This window comes from Paenarthrobacter sp. C1 (assembly GCF_049315185.1).
GTDB classification, from domain to species: Bacteria; Actinomycetota; Actinomycetes; order Actinomycetales; family Micrococcaceae; genus Arthrobacter; species Arthrobacter nicotinovorans.
The window spans coordinates 281,847-300,439 of the sequence record NZ_CP186052.1; the positions used below are offsets into that span (position 1 = coordinate 281,847).

Genomic DNA, 18,593 nt, shown 5'->3' on the forward strand with positions numbered 1-18,593 from the left:
AACCATGCCAGTGGAGCCCATCGTTTCGATGACAGGCGTTGAAAAAAGGTACGGCCAAAAAACGGGAGTTTCAGGCGTCACCTTCGGCTTGGGCCGGGGTGAGTGTGTGGGGCTTCTGGGCCCCAACGGGGCGGGGAAATCCACGCTTTTGAAGATCTTGTGCGGTCTGATGCGGCCCACAGAGGGAAGCGTCCGGATCTTCAACCAGGATCCCGGGGCGGTGAAGGAGCCGGGCAAGACGCTTGGCTTTGTCTTTGACCCTGCCGGCCTCCCGCCGGACCTTACTGTCCGGGACTGCCTGACTATCGAATCGATGGCCCAAAACCTGGGACGCGGCGCCGTCGCCGCGGTTGCCGAGGACTTTGATCTGACGGAGTTCATGGGGCGGCGGGTCCGTAAGCTGTCCACAGGCCAGCGGCAGAGGGCAGCCTTGGCGGCTGCCATGATGGGTGGGCCCGATGTCCTGGTGTTGGACGAACCCATGAACGGACTCGACATCGAATCGACGCGCTGGCTTCGAATAAAAATCGAAGAACGCACCGCCCGCAACCAAACGACCCTCATTTCCAGCCACAATCTTTCGGAAGTCCGGCGGTTGGCGGACAGGGCAATTGTGGTCCGTACGACCCAACGCTATGACGGCCCTGTTCCCGAACTTGGGGATGCCGACTTGGAACGCTGGTACCTCTCCCTCGTCCATGATGGCTCGGAGAACACCCTGGACAAAGCCTCCAGTGCTGGAAAGGGTGACGCTTCGTGATACGCGCCGAAGTTTTCCGCCTGACCAGGGGATGGTCACTTCCCATCCTGCTCCTGACAGCCCTGGTGCTCAATGTCCTGGCTGCATATGGCACGTCCACGGGTTTCGATGCGGGACTCGCTGCCCCCGGTGCTTCAGAGAAGGCCACCGCGGCACTGGTGGGCCTCGGTTTCGGTGCCAGCCTCTTTTCCATGATTTTCGGGGCCATCAGCGTCACGCGTGATTTTGGCAATGCGTCCATCGGCCGGAGTGCATTCCTCTCAGGCGGCGCTGTGCGACTGCTGTCCCTGCGGGCCTTTGCCTTGGCGGTTCCCGCGATTGCCTTCGCGGTTGCAGGAACAGTTTCAGTGGTGGTGGTCGCCATGGTTGCCGTTTCCTCGAAGGGCGGCCACTTTGTCCTCGACGGCGACGGCCGCGCAACCCTGGCCGGAGTGTTCTTCACCATCATCTTCGCGGCCTACCTTGGTCATTTCATCGCCTGGCAGGGCAGGAAGTCCCTGCCCGTGGTTATCGCCCTGGTCGCGTGGACGCTGGTCTTGGAACCGAATCTGATCAACATTCTTCCTGCCGCGGGCAAGTTCCTGCCCGGCGGCGCGGGCCAAGCCATGACCCTTGATGCCTCGGCCACCTTTGACACGCTTCCAGTAGGTGCCGGTTATGCCGTCTATTTGGGATGGCTGGTGGTCCTGTTTGCCGCCGCGGGGATCCGGCTCAGACGAACGGACCTCCTGTGAGCAGCCAGTATCAGTGGCTCAGCCAGATCCGGCTCTCCGAGCAGGACGAGAGCGGGCGGATCCTCATCAGCACCGCTGCAGGTCCGGTCCTGCGTCTGCCGCAGGCCCTCGGAGAAATCGTCCGCGAAGCCCAGCAAGCATTGCCCGACGTGGATGCCCACGGTATCGCGGAACGGATACGTGCCGGCAGCGGGACGCAGAGTGGCCAGACCAAGACCGATCGTTCGCAGCTGACGGCGGCAGAAGTGCAACTGCTGCTGGACACGCTGGCAAAGAACCCGGCACTGGCCCGGCTGGACGTGTCTCCGGTCCGGCGCCTGCAGTTCCGAAAGCCATTTTCCATCCAGCTGACCCTTCTGGACCCATCGTGGCTGCTTGGCCGCATGCCCTGGACCCGGCGGATCATTCGTTCTTCCGGCTTTTGGTGGACTGTCGCCGCCCTCAACGGTGTGGGTGTGGCTGCCGTGGCCGTGCTGCTCATGGACCAGGGAAGCGCCCTTCATGACACCACGACGGTGACTGGCTACCTCTGGCTTTTGGTGGCCCTGTACCTTGCCGTCTTCATTCATGAGTTTTCCCACGCGGCGACGTTGGTCGCTTTCGGTGGCCGTTCGCACCGCGTCGGTTTCATGCTGTTCTATTTGGTTCCTGCTTTCTTCTGTGATGTAACGGATGCGTGGAACCTCAAGCCTGCTGATCGCGCCAAGGTTGCCTTGGCGGGCATCGCAGCCCAAGGAAATCTGGGTGCAATTGCCGGGGTCCTCTCCTTTGTTCTGCCCAGAGACCTTGCCACCCTTGCCGCGGCCTTTAGTGTGTTGTGTTTCCTCTACGGGCTGCTGAACCTGATCCCCTTCGTGAAGTTGGACGGGTACATCGCGTTGGTGGGATACCTCGACAAGCCAAACCTCCGGGCGAGCTGCATGGCAGAGTTCCAGGCATGGACCAGAGGCTTGATCTTCCGTCAGGGATCCCCGAGCCAGGCCCCGGCGTCCCCAAAGCGGCTGATCTTCGGATTCCTGTGCATCGTTTTCCCACTCTTGATCCTTATTGGAGTGGTGGCCGCTGCTGGAAGCTACCTGGCGTCATGGGGGAAAGTTGCAGCGTGGATCCAGTTGTTCCTGGCAGGTGGACTTGTCGTTTGGCTGCTGCTGAGGGGGATCGGCCATATGGTCGGACTGCGGAAATCCGGCATCGCCAAGGGTCCTGTAACGGTCTATGGCGCTGCACTGTTGCTTGCCGCAGTGGCACTGGTGGTCGTTGTTCCGTTCCCCAACAACGTTCGCGGCGGCCTTTACAGTGATGGTGATGGGCCCAGGTTCGTGGTCCTGGGAGGATCCGCTGGAGCAACGGGCGGGACAGTTGACCTGTTCGGGCCAGGGCTTGTGCCGGGCAGCAGGATCGGGACGGCGACAGCCGCCGGCGATCCCGAGCCGTGTACGGTTCCCCTGGCAGCAACGGTTGCCGTCAAGGAGTCGGACCTGACCCTGGACGCCCTGTGCGTCCGGCTGGACTATGCCGGCACGGCGCCCCGCACCGGCACGGCAGTATGGCAGGTCCCCGGCCAGACAATCGCCCAGTGGGTGGCCAATCTGGGAGCAAGGGCGGTCGGCCCATGATCCGCCCGAGGTTTACGGTTATTTGCCCCGCCTATAACCGCTCGGCTCCGATAGCGGCAACCATTGAGAGTGTCCTGAAACAAACCAGGGGAGACTTCGAACTACTTGTTGGCTCTGATGGTTCAACAGATGATACGGACGACATCGTCGCCGGGTTCGCACGCGCCGACAGCCGTGTGAAGTTAGTGCGGCTGGCCCACACGGGCGATCCCGGGTTGGTGCGAAACCGGCTGTGCGGGCAAGCCGGCCAGGGGTACGTGGCCTACATTGACCACGACGATGTGTGGCGGGAGGACCACTTGGCGGTTCTGGGGTCGGTCTTGGACTCTGGTGCAGAGTGGGCGGCCAGCGGTGGGGATTATCGCCATGACGACGGCTCGTCAACCATTCTCGGCGGACGCAGCCTGCTGTGGCATCCGGAACTTGCCGTGGTGGATCCCTACGCGGAGCCTTCCCGTGTGGCGCACAGGATGCCTGTCCTCACGGCGGCCGGCGGCTGGCGCAGAGCAGCCAGGGGACTGGAGGACTGGGACCTTTGGTGGCGTATGAGTTCCCGAGGGGCCGGCCTTCAGCCCGTGGATGAAACGACGGCGGTTGTGTCCATTTCCGGGACGACCCGCCGGCACACCTTGGACCACCACTTGGTGGTTCCTTTGGCGGGAACTGCCAGTGCGTCAGCGGCCCGGGCCGCGGTTGAAGACTGGTCCCAGGCGAGACTGGCCGAAGTATTTGCCGCGGACTTCCTCCGCTGGGCAGGGGAGATCGACCTCGACCCGCTGGTGATGTTGCCGTTGGCGAACAACGGGTCTGGCGGCTGCCTGCCGGAGGAAACGGCAGAACGCCCGGGCCCCTCAGTTTCAACCGCGCCGCACATGGCGTTCACTGTGGGTGCATTCCCTGGTGGTCACGATGGTTGGTTGGTGGGCATCGCAGCTCCTGTTGTCAGCCGTGGTCATCGCCAGGCGATGCAACGGGTCCTGAGGACGCGCTTCCCCGAAGCGGTGGGGCGCCTGGAATCCGGAGTGTCGCTCCGGTGCGGGGGCATAGGCGAGCAGATGAAGAATGCACAATCCAAGAGGGGGAATCATGAGTGAAGAGTTGTTGGCGGAGCCCGCAATGTCAGAACGCCTGCGTTTGTGGCTTGAAGGAGGACGCCCCGGCCCCGGTATCCGGGACGCATTGATGGTGGGGGACGTGGACGAGGAGCGGATGCGGCTGTTGCCGGCGTCGGGCACCTCGCTCGTGTTCGTCGAGGAATCGCAGGTTGAGACAGCCAAATCCCTGACGACGTCGACCGTCGTCGGCTATAGCGGTGAGTTCTCCACCAACGGTGGCGAAATCGGGATCGGTGACAGCTTTGTCCTCCAGCTGGAGGGGTATGCAACTGCGCCCTATGTCGCGATCTCGTGTCCCACAGTTTTCTCACTTGATGAGGATGCAGACCGCGAAGCTGCTGCAGCCGACGCCGATACTGCCTTCGCGTCCGGGGTGTTTCCACGGTTTCTCCTGACGCAGTTGGTGACGGTCCTGGACCAGCAGTTCTGGCAGAACAGCGGACGGCTGGGGACTGACCCGGCCCGCCTTTACGTGGCCGAGGGGGGATCGGAGCTGCTTTCCGGTCCGGCCGGCGGATCAGTGGAGGTATCCGGCGACAGCTGCCGGACATCCGCCCCCGTAGCCGGTGAAGACAACGCCCGGCTGCTTGCGGATAACCCTGGTATCGGGCGCTTTTTTGGCGCGGCCAAAGTCCTCCGCGCTGCGCAGAGTCGTTTCCCCGCCGGCGTCCAGGTGGCAGGGTTCGGTTTCCGGCTGGTCCAGGGAGAAACCCCGGGTGAGCGGTCTCGGCGCGACAGTGTTTACGTGCTGGTCGCTGAAGACGCGTACTACCTGACGGACCTCAGCACGGGAAAGCTCAGCAAGGTTCCCAAGGATGTGGCCGAAGTGGTGGAGTGTGTCCTGTCTGCTGCGGAGCCGAGCCAGGAACTTCAGGCGCGGCTGGGCCTGAAGCTCTCAGGCAAGGACCTTTCTCCGGCGGCACAGATCCGCCGGAGCAAAGAACTGCAGAAGCTTTTCGAGCACCTCGCCATTGCTCCTGAAACGGAGACGCCCGGAATCCCCGCGGTGGCCGTCCCGGTGAACCCTGCCCTGACCATTGTTCCGGTCATCGTCACATGAGCGGGAAGCCGGCAACATTATACACCGGACGGGGCGCAGAGCTCTACCATGCGATTGTTCAGTCTGACAGCTCGGAGCTGCGGGAGATCATCCGCTGCCTCCGGGGCAAGGACGCGCGGGTGCTTGAACTGGCGGCAGGTTCCGGGCGGATAACCTTGGCCGTCCTGCCGTTTGTCAGATCGGTGACCGCAGTGGACAATTCGGCTGAGCTCCTGTCCATCCTGCAGGAGGAACTGGCCAAGCCGGAGCGGGTCAAGAACGCAGCAAAAGTGGACGCGGTCCTGGCCGACATCCTGCGGTTGGAGCTGACGGACCAGTTCGACGCCGTGATTCTGGGGACTACCTCCCTTTGCCTCTTTGACGCGGACCAACGCCGCTCGCTCTTGGGCGACATCCAACGATGGCTGCTTCCCGGCGGGGAGCTCCTGATTTCCCTGCGGACCCCCGAGCTGGGGGGAAGTGACTTCTACGTGCACGAGGTTTCCCCTCAGCTGGCCATCGAGGAATCTTTTGATGTCACTGCCGGGACGTTCACCTCAAAGCTGGTGGAACGGAATGACGCCGGGGAACGGGTGGCGGAGTATTCCGTGACAACCCATTTGCTGACCGAGGCTGAGTTCAGGGCGGAACTGGGTGCTGCCGGGTTTGCTGTGGCAGCAGCATTCGATGTTGGCCCGCGGAACCGCGCAGATGCCATCGGCAATTACAAACTTTTCAGGGCCCATGCTTCAGCTGCGGGTGCCGGTATCAAGGAGGGCCACACGCATGGGTAGCGGGGATTACTTCGAGTTCTACTTGCCATCGAAGGACTGGGGCAATGCGGAGGCCGTCACGGCCCGCGGTAACACCGTTACGTTCTCCGACGGCAGTGAAGCGCTCTGCGGGATCAGCGGCCTGTGGAATGCCAGCCTGGGCTACGGCAACCTGGCGGTGGCCGAAGCGATCAACCACGCGAACCTCCACGCGGCTACCCTGCCCATATTCCGCAGGGGTAGTGCTTACTCCCGCGAAGCGGCCGCGCGGCTCCTGGAATTCGCACGGCCCCATGAATACGCATCGGTCTTCTATTCAACGTCCGGCAGTTCCGCTCTTGACGCCGTGGTGAAGCTCAGCCGGCAGTTCCACGACATCGCCGGTAACCCAAAACGCCGCCGCGTGATCAGCTTTACAGGCAGTTACCACGGAGTGACCATGGGGGCTATGGCCGTGACCGGGTCTTATCTCTTCCAGGACGTCTATCAAGTGGACCAACGGCTCAACATCAAGATCCCGTACGACGATGTCAATGCCTTGGAAATCGTGATGAAGAGGTTTGGCCCGGAAGTGGCAGCAGTCATCATGGAGCCCGTTCTTGGCTCCGGAACCTTACCTGTTCCACAGGAAATCGTTGATGCTGTTTACGCTTTCCGGGAGTCCGAGGGTTTCCTTGTTGTTGCCGACGAGGTGGCTACCGGTTTCCATAGAACGGGACCGAAATTCGCCAGCCACCTTTGGCCGCAACCGGACGTGATGGTGGTGAGCAAGGCCCTGACCAACGGCACCTGTGCAGCGTCTGCGCTCCTCCTGGGGCGCCGCGTAGTGGACTCGTTCGACCAGGCCCAGCAAGTCTTCTGGCATGGTGAGACCCAAGCCGGATCGCCGCAGTCCTGTGCAGCGATTGTGGCGACACTGGATGAAATCGAGCGGTTGGACATCGAAGAGTCGGCAGCCCGTGTGGGGAAGAAGCTGGCCGAATTTGTCAGCACCCTGGAGGGATTGTCCCCACGGGTCAAGGGATTTGGCCTGGGAGCGTTCCGGGCGGTCCAGCTGTTTGATGGGGCGGGGGAACTCATCGGAACGGACAAGGTGTTCGAGCTGGTGGGCGAGTGCCGCCGGCGCGGGGCGATTGTCCAGCCTTCTCCGGGGGCACTGCAATTCGTTCCGGCCCTCAACTATCCCGACGAGGAGCTGGATGTGCTCTTCTCACGGATCCACAGCGTTGTGGAGGACTACGTGGCCGGGAAGCCGGCGTGATCCCTGCTCCCGTCAGCAGGCCTCCCACCCCATTGCAGATTGCAGGAGCGGGGTCCGCCCGCCATCTGGCTGCCGGTTTCCGCGACACCAAGTCGGTATTGGTGGTGGACCCTGCCGTGATGGGTCGGGCCGAGAGACTTTTGGCCGGAGGATTCCTGTGGCTGGAAACTGCTCCGCCGGTGGTCAGCGCAGAACATGCAGCCGGGTTCGGCCGCAGGCTTCGGGAGCGCGGAGTGGAGCGTGTCCTCAGCGTTGGAGGCGGAAACACCATGGACTTCGCGAAGCTGGCGGTGTCCATGGCGGCGGATCCGTTGGTGGAATCAGTTGTGACCCGTAGCGGTGGCCCTGCCGGCGTGGTGGTCCTGCCCCGGCCGCTCAGTAGCCACATCGAAGTGTCCGCCATACCCACTACCTTTGGCACCGGGTCCGAGGTCACCTCAGGCGCCTGCTTCGAATCCGCTGGGCCGGCCGACGGTCACGGCGGATTCCGTGCCAAGAGCCTTGTCCTGCTGGAGGGACTGAAAACCTCGGCAGTCGCTTATGATCCGGAATTCCTTGAAGCGCCGCCCTGGCTCATTGCCGAAGGCCTCCTGGAACCGGCAGTCCGGCTCCTGACGTCCCTTGTTGAGGGGACCCCGGACCTGGCCTACTCCGATGCGCAGGGCAGCTGGCTCCTTGCGGAGGCAGGAGAACACTTGGCGGCCGGGCAGAAGACGGACTTCCGGTTGTCCCCGTCTGAACGAGTGGATGCTGCCCTGCTGAGCGCCGAATCGCACGCTGGTTGGTCCTTGCGCGGACGTGGCCCCGCGCCGTCGTCGCTCTGGTTTCCGGCCAACGAGCTGTCCATGGCTTTGGGTTTGCGCAAGAACCAAGCCTCCGCGCTCCTGCTGCGGCCCTGGTTGGAAGCTGTAGGCAACGGGAAGGCAGCATGGGGAAACCAGCGGAAACTGGACGAGCTCTGGCCCCTGGTTTCCGTTGGAGCCGCCGCTGCGGTGACCGCAACACTGAAGGGGCCCGACGGCGGTGCCTTGGTCGGCGGACTGGCCGGCGGAGACGGAATGCAGGTGGACGATCTGGCCGATTCCTTGGCCACCAGGACCCTTGGACGCTTCGGCCGTGGACGTCCCATGAAGCGGGCAGTGGGACATGGGGAGCTCGTGGATCTCTTTGCGGCTGCCTTGTCCCCTGCCAATTTCCAGCAAGCCGGCCTGCAGCAAACAGGGAGCGATTCATATGGCCGTTGACTATCAGCAGACACTGAATCCTGCGAACGGGCTTGCCCGCAGCGTCCGTGTGCTCCGTCCCGACGGGTCCACGAACCTGCTCTGGACCGTCGCAGTGGATATTGGTCAGGAACGACCCGATGAGGCGGACGCCGGAATCGACATGAGCTGGGTTGGCGCGGCCGGAATCCGGCGTGCGCCTACCCTTGCCCGTGCCGCCGGCGAAGCTGTTGAGCGCAGTGCTCTCATTCCCGGGACAAAACTGCCTGCCGGCGACGGATTTCCGATGGCTCCCCGCGGTGCGTCGTGGGGCGACATTTCCGTAGCGACGGATCTGCCTCTCTATACAGGAACAAGGTACAGCGGAGATGGCGCGACGGAGGCCGTTGCTGTCCCTGCGGCCGCGGTTGACTTTCCGCCGCTGCCCGGCGTGACAGACCTTTTTGACCCCGGCCCTTCCGGAACCGCAGCCGGCGTTGATCTGACCTCGGCGGCCAATTCTGCCGCGAAGGAGATCATCGAACGGAGCTCGGCGATGCTGGGTTGGGCACAACCGGAAGGAGCCCGGCGGTACGCCCTGCGTGATGAGGCGTTCGGCCGGCAGGCCCTGGACCTTGGCTCCGTGGCAGCCGCCCAGGGTGTGGAGCTGGAAGTCATCCGGCTTGAAGAGCCACACGGCCACGCGGTATGGATGGTGGTGGCCATTGACGGCGTTCAGGGGGTTGTGGGGGCGGGCCTCGGACTGGAACGGGACCCTTCCATCGGAGTACTCCGGGCCGTCCAGGAGTCGCTTCAGATCAGGTCGTTGCTCATCAATATGAAGAGTTTCGAGGGCGAAAAGGCCGTGTCCCTGCCGGTTGCGAACGAGATGGACAGAGCGCGGTATTGGGCCTCGGACGCCAGCATTGGGCGCATCCGTGGGTGGCTGGCGCGTATACCCCGGGCAGAGCGGTTTGCCGGAGCCGCGGAGCCGCCGCACGTCAAGGGAAAAAACGCCGCATGGCTGGAGAGCCTGCCGGAGCACACAGTGGTTGACCTGACGCCGCGCCTTCCGCCAGCCATCCGGGACATGGGCTGGTGTGTGGTGAAAATCTTCTGCGACACGTTGCAGCCACTGCGCATGTCCGATGCCCTGGAATGGAACGTCCTCCACCGTGGCAGCTTGTCCGGACCCGGCGGCCTGCAAGCAAACGTGCTCCCGCATCCCTTCATCTAGGAACCCTGCGTCGATCGGGGCCTGCTGGTAAGGAGCGGGGGCTAGTCTTGGGCCATGACGACTCGAGCCAATGAACTCACCGCACTTGTTACTGGAGCAACTGCCGGGCTCGGTGCCGAGTTCGCCCGTCAGCTCGCCGAGTCGGGACACCACCTGGTTTTGGTGGCAAGGGACGAGCAGCGGTTGAAGGAAAAAGCCGCGGAGCTTGAACGCGACTTCAGCATCCTGGCAGAGGTGCTGCCCGCGGACCTGACCACCGACGTCGGCGTTTCGGCTGTGGCGGACCGCCTCCGGGACGCTGCGAGGCCGGTGGATGTGCTGATCAACAACGCCGGAGTGGGGCTCTTGAAGTCGTTCGAGGACAACGAATTGGCCGAGGAACGCCGCCATTTGAGGCTGCACGTCCAAACGCCCATGGAACTGTGCCATGCCGCGCTGGAAGTGATGCTGGCCCGCGGCAAGGGCCGGATCATCAATGTGGCCAGTGTTGCCGCCTTCGCCAACCGGGGCACCTACTCCGCAGCCAAGGCATGGCAGGTGACGTTCAGCCGTTGGGCCAACACCACGTACGCCAAGTCCGGGGTGTTGGTCACCGCCGTCTGCCCGGGCTTCACCCACACCGAATTCCACGACCGCATGGGCATGGACAAATCGGTGGCCCCCCGCTTCCTGTGGCTCACCGCGGAGCGTGTGGTGCGGGAAGGCCTGGAGGACAACGCAAAGGGGAAGGGCGTTTCCATCCCCACCAAACGGTACAAAGTGGTCAGCTTCTTCGCTCGCGTTCTTCCGGCAAAGCTGACCGCCGGACCACCGCGCCGGCCGCTGGAGCCCTAACTCCCGTTCGCCAACGCGTCGACAAGCCGCGCGAGTGGATCCGGAGCTTGGCCCGCTGGCAGGGCTGCCACCAACAGGGGCGCGTAGCGGATCTTGTTCCCGCTGCGTCCACCAAAGAAACGGCGTAGTTGCGACGGAACCGGTTGTCCTCGTTGCGAAGGCTGGCGTTGGAGCAGCCGGAACGACGCCAGCTCACCCTGGGCGTCGATGACACGGAGCACGGCATCAATGCCGAGGCAGCGTATGAGTTCGTCCTCAAGATCAGCACGGCAAACCTGGAATCCGAGTTCGTCCAAGGGGCTCGCGCCGAGTCCGGCCCGGCCCAGCGCGCGGGCAACGCCACGGGACTCGCCCTCGTCGCACAGCCCAAGGAGCCGGTGGTTTGCGCCGGCCGGGCCGTAAATATCGAGGTAACGGACAATGCTGGTGGCGCCTCCCATGGGGACCACCGATACATGCGCCGCGTCCAGGTCATATCCGCGACGGCGCGCGAGCATCTCGACCGCGAGCCGGTCGCTTTCGCCTTCGACCAGGACAGTCGTCGCCTGCATTGAACCAGTATGCCGCAGGCAGCTGAAGACGGGGCCCGTGGATGTCAGGCCGGGAGTGCCTTGGTGCGCGGCTTCCGCACGAACACCGCCACAGAGATTCCGACTACTGCACCTATGAACGTCTCAATGGCGCGTTCCATCACCAGCACACCCGGGTCCATCGGAGCCGCAAGCTGCGCGATCAGCAGGACTACCGGCGTGAAGAACACCATCGCCCAGCCGTAATGCCGGGCCATGAACAGCTCCGTGGGGAACTGGCAGAGCATCACCACGACAGCCAGGACCAGGGCGGAATGGCCGGGGAAGTACTGCAGTGGCGACAACGGACCAGGGAAGAGGACGACGGCGACCACCGCCAACCCGAGGAACGTCCCCACAATGCGGTGGATGCCCCGGTGGACGCGGCTTGGGAGGTCGGCACCGGCCAGCGGCACTGCGGCTGCAGCCATGGCCCAGTGCGGGTGGCCGCTGCCGCTCAGAACACCGATGGCCCCGGCCGCGCTCACCGCCAAGGAGTAGCGCGCGGCATGGACCAGGGCTGCATGGCGAAGCGCGCCCCGGAGGGCAGGGGCTTCCCGCGCAGCACCGGCCACCCAGGTGCGGCGCCGGAACCAGCCGGCGAAACCGACCACCAAGGAGAAGGCAGCCGAGGCAGCTCCGATGAGTACCGCCGTCGAGAAGGGCACGCTGGTGGGGACGGAAGCGCAGGCGCCCAACGCGAGGATGCCGAAGAACGGTCCGATCGGTTTGAGGCGGACGCGGTCCGAGTACAGGGACCCGGCACCGGCAAACAGGGTAGCCACCAGCACCAGCCACCACGAATGGATGTGGTTCACGGACAGGAAAACGCCGATCGTAAGTCCGCCCACCAGGATCAACGCGGCCTGTGCCTGGTGCTTGAGCCGGAGTTGGTGGGGCTCGTTGCGGCCGTACATCCCCGTGAGCGCACCGAAAACTGCGTACAGCATGAGGTCGGGGCGGCCGACGAGGATCAGGAAGAGCCCAGGCAGCGCAACGCTCAGGGCGACCCTTAGGGCGGAAAGACGATCGTTGTTCGCCGGGCCAAGACGGTGGAGTTCGCGGGCGTGCATCAGAAGTGCGGGCACAGGGAACACCACCAATCATTCAGGGTTTGCTTTCGAAATTATCAGGGCTGTCCGTACGCCGCCATAAGCCCGGTCACAACCCGTAGTGAACCGGGGCATGCCGAACCGGGAACGTCTGGGAAGATCGAGGTATGCCTGTCGCCTTCGTTTGCCGCACCCGCTCCAGCATGTCGCCGCAGGAGCTGTTCGACCTGTCACGGAACATCGACGCCCACGTGGGGTCGATGACCAAGAGTCGTGAGAAAGCCATCGCCGGGGTGACGTCCGGGTTGATCTCGGAAGGCGAGACCGTCACCTGGCAGGCCTGGCACCTGGGAGTCCGGTTCCGCATGACCAGCCGCATCGTGCGGATGGAGGCTCCGGCGTCGTTCTCTGACGAACAGGTGAAGGGCCCCTTCAAGTACCTCCGCCACACGCATGAGTTCCGGCCCGAGGGCAGCGGGACACTGATGGTGGACACCATCGAATTCGCGGCGCCGTTCGGACCGCTGGGCCGGCTGGCGGAAAAGCTGGTCCTCGCCCGGTACATGCAGAACCTCATTGAAGAACGTAATAAATTCCTGGTGGCTCCTCCCGCGCTGGACGCACGGCAATGATCCGGCTGGCCCACTCGGACGACCTGCAGATGATGCAGGACATCGAGCGCGCCGCGGGGGAGACTTTCCGGCAGCTCGGCATGGACCAGATCGCGGACGACGAGCCTTTTCCCGTGGAAACGTTGGGCGCCTACGCGGCAGCCGGACGTGCTTGGGTGTACGTCGACGGACTCGACTATCCGGTGGCGTACTTGCTGGCCGACGTCGTCGATGGAAACGGCCACGTGGAGCAGGTCAGCGTCCACCCCGACTACGCACATCAGGGCATCGGCCACGAACTGCTGCACGCCGCGCGGATCTGGACGCGCGGCCACGGCATGCAACGGCAAACATTGAGCACGTTCCGGGATGTGCCCTGGAACGCTCCGTACTATCGTCGGCTTGGTTTTGAAGTGCTCGACGCCGGCAGCTGGGGTCCGGAGCTCACGCACCTCATGGAACACGAGGCACAGTTGGGGCTGACCCGTTGGCCGCGGGTGGCGATGTGGCGTCCTGCTGTTCCTCCGGTGTAATTATTCAGCTACGAGTTCAACCTCGTAGCTGTCGGTGTTAAGCAGGTAGGCGGCGTAGTGGTCCGGACCGCCGGCATGCGGATACTTGGACTCGAACATCTCGTACCAGCCCGCGTCCGCGCCGAGCGACCGGATCCTGTCCACGTTCTCCCGCGTGCCTGCGTGAAAGGCCACGTGGTTGACCCCGGGATCGGTCCGGCGGTGGGCCGTACCCGTGATGGCATCGGTCTGTTCCACCACCACGTACGTCCCGCCGAGCTTCCAACTGCACCCGGTGGGCCACTGCTGGAACGACTCGTAGCCGAGCTGGCCCAGGAGCCAACCCCACTCTTCCCTGGCGCGTTCAAGGAACGGCACCCAGATTTCCAGATGGTGGATCGAGCCGACAGGCCCCGGGGATTGGGCAGTTTCCTCACGCATGCGCCGAGTCTACGAGGTCCGCGCCCGTTCCACATCCGCCGCGCTCGCCGCGTCGCCGGAGGCACGGAGCCCGGCAATCACGCCGTCAACATCCGCTGGAGTACGGTTCTGGCTGAGTTTGGCCTTCGCCTCCACTCGGGTAATCACAAGTTCGACGCCGACAATCGCCCTCAGTTGTCCGGCAATGAACCGCTCGGGTGCTTCATCCACCGTCCACGGCCGGGGCATGCCGGCCTCGTGCTGCCCGGAGAGGCGACGGACATGCCGGCCCAGCCATTCGGCGTCGTCATGAACAACAAGCTCACCGTAGACATGCGCTGTGGAGTAGTTCCAGGTTGGCACCACACGGCCGTGCTCGGCTTTCGACGCGTACCACGAGGGCGAAATGTACGCGTCCGCGCCTTGGACGATCATCAGGGCTTCACCGGTAACGGGGGAGGACCATTGGGTGTTGTTCCGGGCCATGTGGGCCTGCAGCGCCCCGTGCTCACCGACCGCCGGTTCGTACACGAAGGGCAGGAGGGTGGCGAGCAGCCCGTGCGGCGTCATGGTGACAAGGTTGGCGGCCCCGCCGTGATTGAGCAGATTGGCCATGGCCTCATCGGATGCCGCGAAATGCGCTGGGGTGTACATGTTTTCTTCCTTTCAAGCGTTCAGGATTTCGACGGCGGGTTGAGCCTTACGCGGACAGCGGCTCCCGCGCAGAGGATCACGGCCAGTCCGCCCACAACGGTGGTCCACGTCATCGGCTCGCCCAGCAACAGCCCGGCCCACGCGATGCTCATGACGGGTTGGACCAGTTGGATCTGGCTGACCTGGGCCATGGGACCGATCGCGAGTCCGTGGTACCAGGCGAAGAAGCCCAGGAACATGCTCACGACCCCCAGGTAGGCGAAACACAACCACTGGACGGGTGACGCGGCGGGCATTCCGGAACCCAGCGAGACCAGTGTCAGCACGATCATGACGGGGGAGGCCACCACCAATGCCCAGGAGATGGTCTGCCAGGCGCCCAATTCACGGGCCAGCAGTCCGCCCTCTGCGTAGCCGATGGCTGCAGCCAGGACAGCACCGAGCAGCAGGAGATCAGCCCAGTGCAGGGAGCCGAATCCGCCGGACTGGACCAGGGCGAAAACCAGGGCGGCTACGACACCTACTGCCGTGAGGATCCAGAACAATGGACGGGGGCGTTCCCTGCCGCGGATCACCGCTATCGTGGCGGTGGCGACGGGCAGTAGCGCGATCACGACAGCACCGTGGCTTGCAGAGGTGCTGGTGAGGGCGAAGGTCGTCAGCAAGGGGAAACCTGCCACGATCCCGCCCGCTACTACGGCCAAGCGGAACCATTGACGGCCGCGGGGGAAGCGTTGACGGGTCAAGCCCAGTGCCAGCGCGGCAAGGAGGGCCGCAACCACTGCCCTTCCGGCTCCGATGAAGAGGGGAGACATGCCCTCTACAGCCACGCGGGTCAGTGGGACCGTGAAGGAAAATGCGAAGACGCCGAGGAGCCCCCACCAGATGCCGGTTGAGGTCTTGGTGGATATCACTGGCCGCGAAAGTGTAGTAGCGCTACTATTGTGACTCATGAACAACGATAGCAGTTCCCGGATCGTCTCGCGAGTAAAAGAGTGGATCGCCGGAGCCGCTCCGGGAGCAAAACTGCCATCTACCAGGCAGCTCGTCGCGGAGTACCAGGCGAGCCCCGTGACGGTGCAAAAAGCGCTGCGAACCCTCACCGTCCAAGGCCTGATCGAGAGCCGGCCGGGCGTGGGAACGTTCGTTCGCGCCTACCGCACGGCCAGGCCCTCCGACTACGGCTGGCAGACAGCCGCCCTGCGATCGGCCCAAACCGCCAGGCCATTGAACTCCGCCGCCATGCGCAGCGCCTCCAACAACGTCATCGCTTTCCATTCCGGCTATCCTGCTCGGGAACTCCTCCCGGAGCGGCAGGTTCGCGCCGCGCTGACCCGCGCAGCCCGGGGCGATGCCGCGTTGTCGCGGCCCCCGGCGCAGGGTTTTCCGGAACTCCAATCCTGGTTCGCGCAGGAGCTCAGTACCTCAACGCCGGTGGGCGTCACGCCTCCCCAGCCGAGCGACGTCGTCATTCTTCCCGGGAGTCAAAGCGGACTGAGTTCGATTTTCCGCGGCCTGGTTGGCCACGGGCAGCCGCTGCTGGTGGAGTCGCCAAGCTACTGGGGAGCGCTGCTTGCCGCCGGGCAGGCGGGCGTGAACGTCATTCCTGTCCCCAGCGGCCCGGAGGGGCCGGACCCGGACGAACTGGACAGGGCGTTCGAGGAATCCGGGGCGAGGCTCTTCTATGCCCAGCCCAACTTCGCCAATCCCACGGGCGCCCAGTGGTCCGCGGAGCGCGGCGAGGAAGTGCTGCGGATCGTGCAGCGCCACGGGGCTTTCCTTGTGGAGGACGACTGGGCCCACGATTTTGGCATCACGGCGCCGTCGGTGCCCGTCGCGGCAAAGGACGACTCCGGGCACGTCGTCTACATCCGCTCCCTGACCAAAAGCGTCTCGCCATCCATCCGGGTGGCTGCGATCATCGCCCGCGGCCCCGCCCGTGAACGGATCATGGGCGCCCAGGCTGCCGAGTCGATGTACGTCAGCGGGCTGCTGCAGGCGGCAGCGCTCGAAGTCGTCACCCAGCCCGCGTGGCAAACGCACCTCCGCGGACTCAGCCATCAGCTGCAGTCGCGGCGCGACCTCCTGGTCACCAGCCTCCGCGAGCACGTACCGCAGGCGCACCTGAGCCACCTTCCCAAGGGCGGTTTGAACCTGTGGCTGCGGATGCCGGACGGGTTCGACGTCGAGCAGCTCACCAAGGATTGCGAAGCGGCCGGCGTCCTGATTGCGGCCGGGACCGAGTGGTTCCCGGCAGAACCGGAAGGCCCCTACATCCGGCTCAACTACGCCGGTCCGAATCCCGGTCGATTCCCTGAGGGGGCACGGATTATCGGCGAGGCAGTGGCTGCACAATCGGGGCTTTAACAGCCGCAGCCACCAACCTCAAGGAGAGCGCCTTGGGGCTGGTGGCTGCGGTGTGCGGCAGCTGCCGCGAACTATCCGTGACGCTTGGAGTGAGCGTCGCTATGCAGAAGTTGCAGGCAAAGGGGGCCTACGCGGGGGTCAGGTCCGACTTGCCTTTACCAAACACGGCATCATCGATCGGCTGGCCGTCGAACGGCATCTCGTCCAGGTTGATGAGCGGGTTGGTGTCCTGCGTGGCGACGAGCTCGCGTGCCTCAGCCTGGGTGTCCACGCTGGGCATGGAGCCCGGCAGCGGGCGCTGGGCGGATTCACGCAGGAAGTAGATGGCGATGGCGCCCACAATGGACGTGGCCATCAGGTAGTACGCCGGCATCATGTCATCGCCCGTGCCTTCGATCAGGCCCTGCACGATGAACGGTGTGGTTCCACCGAAGATCGCAACCGAGAAGTTGTAAGCGATGCCCATTCCGCCGTAACGGCTGGACGTCGGGAACAAGGCCGGCAGTGCCGAGGCCAGGTTGGCGATGTAGAACGTCACCGGGAAGGCGATCAGCGCAAGGCCGGCCAGCGTGGACCAGATCTCGCCGATACCGATCAGCAGGAACGCGGGGACGGAGAACACGATGGTGCTGCCTGCGCCAACCCACAGGACCGGGCGGCGTCCGATGCGGTCGGACAACTTACCTGTCAGCGGGATACAAACAGCCATGATCACCAGGACCGGGATGGTCAGCAAGGTGCCGTGCACGGGGTCGTAGCCCTTGGAGTCAGTGAGGTACGTGGGCATGTAGGACGTCAGCGCGTAGCCGACGGTGTTGGCAGCGGCCGCGAGGATCATGGCCAGCACGATCTGGCGCCAGTAGGCCTTGACGATGCCGATGGGGCCCTTGGCGACTGCGGCGTCCTGCGAAGCTGCGTCCTTGGCGGAAGCCTCCTGCGCGTCCAGGGTTGCCTGGAACTGGGGGGACTCTTCGATCTTGCTACGGAAGTACACCGCGATGAGGCCCAGAGGACCGGCAATCAGGAACGGAATCCTCCAACCCCATTCCTCCATGGCGGCCTGTCCCAGCGTGAGCTGCAGGACCGAAACCAGGGCGGCGCCGAGGGCGAAGCCGATGTAGCTGCCCATATCAAGGAAGCTGGCGAAGTAGCCGCGGCGCTTGTCCGGGGCGTACTCGCTGACGAAGGTTGTGGCACCGGCGTACTCGCCACCGGTGGAGAAGCCCTGGATGAGCTTCAGGATCACCAGCAACGCGGCGGCCCAGATGCCGATCTGCGCGTAGCCGGGAAGGAGGCCGACGGCGAACGTACTTGCCGCCATCAGCATCAGTGTTGCTGCGAGGACCTTCTGGCGGCCCACCTTGTCGCCGAGCCAACCGAACACGACGCCGCCGAGGGGGCGGGCGATGAAGGTTGCGGCGAAGGTGCCCAGAAGAAAGAGTGTCTGGACAGACTTGTCTGCTTCCGGGAGGAAGACAGGGCCCATGGTTGTGATGAGGTAGCCGAAGACACCGACGTCGTACCATTCCATGGTGTTGCCGACGATGGTGCCGCCGAGTGCTTTGCGCAGCATCGGCTTATCCACCACGTTGACGTCCGATTCTTTCAATCGGCGCTTCGGGCGGAGCTTCGTTTTCTTTGCTGCGGTCTTAATTGCGTTTGCTGCGTTCGTGGCGGCCGGGGTGTGGCCTGCCAATACCTGGTTCCCGGTGGCGTTCCTTGCGCCATCCGGAGAGACGGTGTTGCTTTGGTCTGTGGGCATTTGGGCTTCTCCTAGGGAGGTCATTTGCTTGCGACTTCTGCTGCCCCGCTCTGGGCAGGGTTTCAATTTTACGCG

19 protein-coding genes are annotated in these 18,593 nt (G+C 64.2%); 13 read left to right on the forward strand and 6 right to left on the reverse strand.

Annotated elements, in window-relative coordinates; translation table 11 throughout:
- The first annotated feature begins 28 nt into the window (after window positions 1-28).
- From ACNAOU_RS01385 to ACNAOU_RS01430, 10 genes are read left to right on the forward strand one after another with little or no spacing between them, the layout of a single operon-like run.
- A complete protein-coding gene (locus ACNAOU_RS01385) occupies window positions 29-760 on the forward strand; it encodes an ABC transporter ATP-binding protein (protein ID WP_162239614.1) in 732 nt (243 codons plus the stop codon).
- Window positions 757-1,494 (forward strand): hypothetical protein, encoded by a 738-nt coding sequence (locus ACNAOU_RS01390; RefSeq protein WP_018778969.1) that lies wholly within the window; start codon window positions 757-759, stop codon window positions 1,492-1,494. Before ACNAOU_RS01385 ends, ACNAOU_RS01390 begins: the two co-directional genes overlap by 4 nt.
- Window positions 1,491-3,110, forward strand: a complete 1,620-nt coding sequence (gene mpaP, locus ACNAOU_RS01395; RefSeq protein WP_422757851.1) for a daptide biosynthesis intramembrane metalloprotease — start codon at window positions 1,491-1,493, stop codon at window positions 3,108-3,110. The genes ACNAOU_RS01390 and mpaP overlap by 4 nt, the downstream gene beginning before the upstream one ends.
- Window positions 3,107-4,204: a glycosyltransferase family 2 protein gene (locus tag ACNAOU_RS01400; RefSeq protein WP_275777435.1), complete on the forward strand. Its 1,098-nt coding sequence runs from the start codon at window positions 3,107-3,109 to the stop codon at window positions 4,202-4,204. Before mpaP ends, ACNAOU_RS01400 begins: the two co-directional genes overlap by 4 nt.
- Window positions 4,197-5,285 (forward strand): hypothetical protein, encoded by a 1,089-nt coding sequence (locus tag ACNAOU_RS01405; protein ID WP_018778966.1) that lies wholly within the window; start codon window positions 4,197-4,199, stop codon window positions 5,283-5,285. Before ACNAOU_RS01400 ends, ACNAOU_RS01405 begins: the two co-directional genes overlap by 8 nt.
- Window positions 5,282-6,058, forward strand: a complete 777-nt coding sequence (locus tag ACNAOU_RS01410) for a class I SAM-dependent methyltransferase (protein WP_018778965.1) — start codon at window positions 5,282-5,284, stop codon at window positions 6,056-6,058. Before ACNAOU_RS01405 ends, ACNAOU_RS01410 begins: the two co-directional genes overlap by 4 nt.
- The gene (locus tag ACNAOU_RS01415; RefSeq protein WP_018778964.1) at window positions 6,051-7,298 is read left to right on the forward strand and encodes an aminotransferase class III-fold pyridoxal phosphate-dependent enzyme; all 1,248 of its coding nucleotides are present in this window, start codon (window positions 6,051-6,053) and stop codon (window positions 7,296-7,298) included. The genes ACNAOU_RS01410 and ACNAOU_RS01415 overlap by 8 nt, the downstream gene beginning before the upstream one ends.
- Window positions 7,295-8,542 (forward strand): iron-containing alcohol dehydrogenase, encoded by a 1,248-nt coding sequence (locus tag ACNAOU_RS01420; RefSeq protein WP_055977244.1) that lies wholly within the window; start codon window positions 7,295-7,297, stop codon window positions 8,540-8,542. The genes ACNAOU_RS01415 and ACNAOU_RS01420 overlap by 4 nt, the downstream gene beginning before the upstream one ends.
- A complete protein-coding gene (locus ACNAOU_RS01425; RefSeq protein WP_422757853.1) occupies window positions 8,532-9,737 on the forward strand; it encodes a YcaO-like family protein in 1,206 nt (401 codons plus the stop codon). The genes ACNAOU_RS01420 and ACNAOU_RS01425 overlap by 11 nt, the downstream gene beginning before the upstream one ends.
- A gap of 54 nt (window positions 9,738-9,791) precedes the next feature.
- Window positions 9,792-10,571: an SDR family NAD(P)-dependent oxidoreductase gene (locus ACNAOU_RS01430; RefSeq protein ID WP_018778961.1), complete on the forward strand. Its 780-nt coding sequence runs from the start codon at window positions 9,792-9,794 to the stop codon at window positions 10,569-10,571.
- Here the strand turns inward: ACNAOU_RS01430 and ACNAOU_RS01435 are convergent.
- A complete protein-coding gene (locus tag ACNAOU_RS01435) occupies window positions 10,568-11,122 on the reverse strand; it encodes a TOPRIM nucleotidyl transferase/hydrolase domain-containing protein (RefSeq protein WP_422757854.1) in 555 nt (184 codons plus the stop codon). The two genes, ACNAOU_RS01430 and ACNAOU_RS01435, sit on opposite strands and share 4 nt — an antisense overlap.
- A 44-nt stretch (window positions 11,123-11,166) precedes the next feature.
- The gene (locus ACNAOU_RS01440) at window positions 11,167-12,237 is read right to left on the reverse strand and encodes an FUSC family protein (protein WP_422758651.1); all 1,071 of its coding nucleotides are present in this window, start codon (window positions 12,235-12,237) and stop codon (window positions 11,167-11,169) included.
- Between the two features lie 122 nt (window positions 12,238-12,359).
- On the opposite strand from ACNAOU_RS01440, the gene ACNAOU_RS01445 reads away from it, so the two are divergent.
- Window positions 12,360-12,824, forward strand: coding sequence for an SRPBCC family protein (locus tag ACNAOU_RS01445; RefSeq protein WP_039239308.1), 465 nt, complete (start codon window positions 12,360-12,362; stop codon window positions 12,822-12,824).
- Window positions 12,821-13,336 carry a GNAT family N-acetyltransferase gene (locus ACNAOU_RS01450; protein ID WP_039239309.1) on the forward strand — a complete coding sequence of 172 codons (516 nt, stop codon included), beginning with the start codon at window positions 12,821-12,823 and terminating at the stop codon, window positions 13,334-13,336. The genes ACNAOU_RS01445 and ACNAOU_RS01450 overlap by 4 nt, the downstream gene beginning before the upstream one ends.
- On the opposite strand, the gene ACNAOU_RS01455 is transcribed toward ACNAOU_RS01450, so the two are convergent.
- From ACNAOU_RS01455 to ACNAOU_RS01465, 3 genes are read right to left on the reverse strand one after another with little or no spacing between them, the layout of a single operon-like run.
- Window positions 13,337-13,756: a VOC family protein gene (locus ACNAOU_RS01455; protein WP_413305589.1), complete on the reverse strand. Its 420-nt coding sequence runs from the start codon at window positions 13,754-13,756 to the stop codon at window positions 13,337-13,339.
- A gap of 9 nt (window positions 13,757-13,765) precedes the next feature.
- Window positions 13,766-14,389: an FMN-binding negative transcriptional regulator gene (locus ACNAOU_RS01460; RefSeq protein WP_422757856.1), complete on the reverse strand. Its 624-nt coding sequence runs from the start codon at window positions 14,387-14,389 to the stop codon at window positions 13,766-13,768.
- A gap of 20 nt (window positions 14,390-14,409) precedes the next feature.
- Window positions 14,410-15,342 carry a DMT family transporter gene (locus ACNAOU_RS01465; RefSeq protein ID WP_422757857.1) on the reverse strand — a complete coding sequence of 311 codons (933 nt, stop codon included), beginning with the start codon at window positions 15,340-15,342 and terminating at the stop codon, window positions 14,410-14,412.
- On the opposite strand from ACNAOU_RS01465, the gene ACNAOU_RS01470 reads away from it, so the two are divergent.
- A complete protein-coding gene (locus ACNAOU_RS01470) occupies window positions 15,341-16,756 on the forward strand; it encodes a PLP-dependent aminotransferase family protein (RefSeq protein ID WP_422757858.1) in 1,416 nt (471 codons plus the stop codon). The two genes, ACNAOU_RS01465 and ACNAOU_RS01470, sit on opposite strands and share 2 nt — an antisense overlap.
- A gap of 127 nt (window positions 16,757-16,883) precedes the next feature.
- On the opposite strand, the gene ACNAOU_RS01475 is transcribed toward ACNAOU_RS01470, so the two are convergent.
- Window positions 16,884-18,518 carry an MFS transporter gene (locus tag ACNAOU_RS01475; protein ID WP_018778952.1) on the reverse strand — a complete coding sequence of 545 codons (1,635 nt, stop codon included), beginning with the start codon at window positions 18,516-18,518 and terminating at the stop codon, window positions 16,884-16,886.
- Window positions 18,519-18,593: the final 75 nt, after the last annotated feature.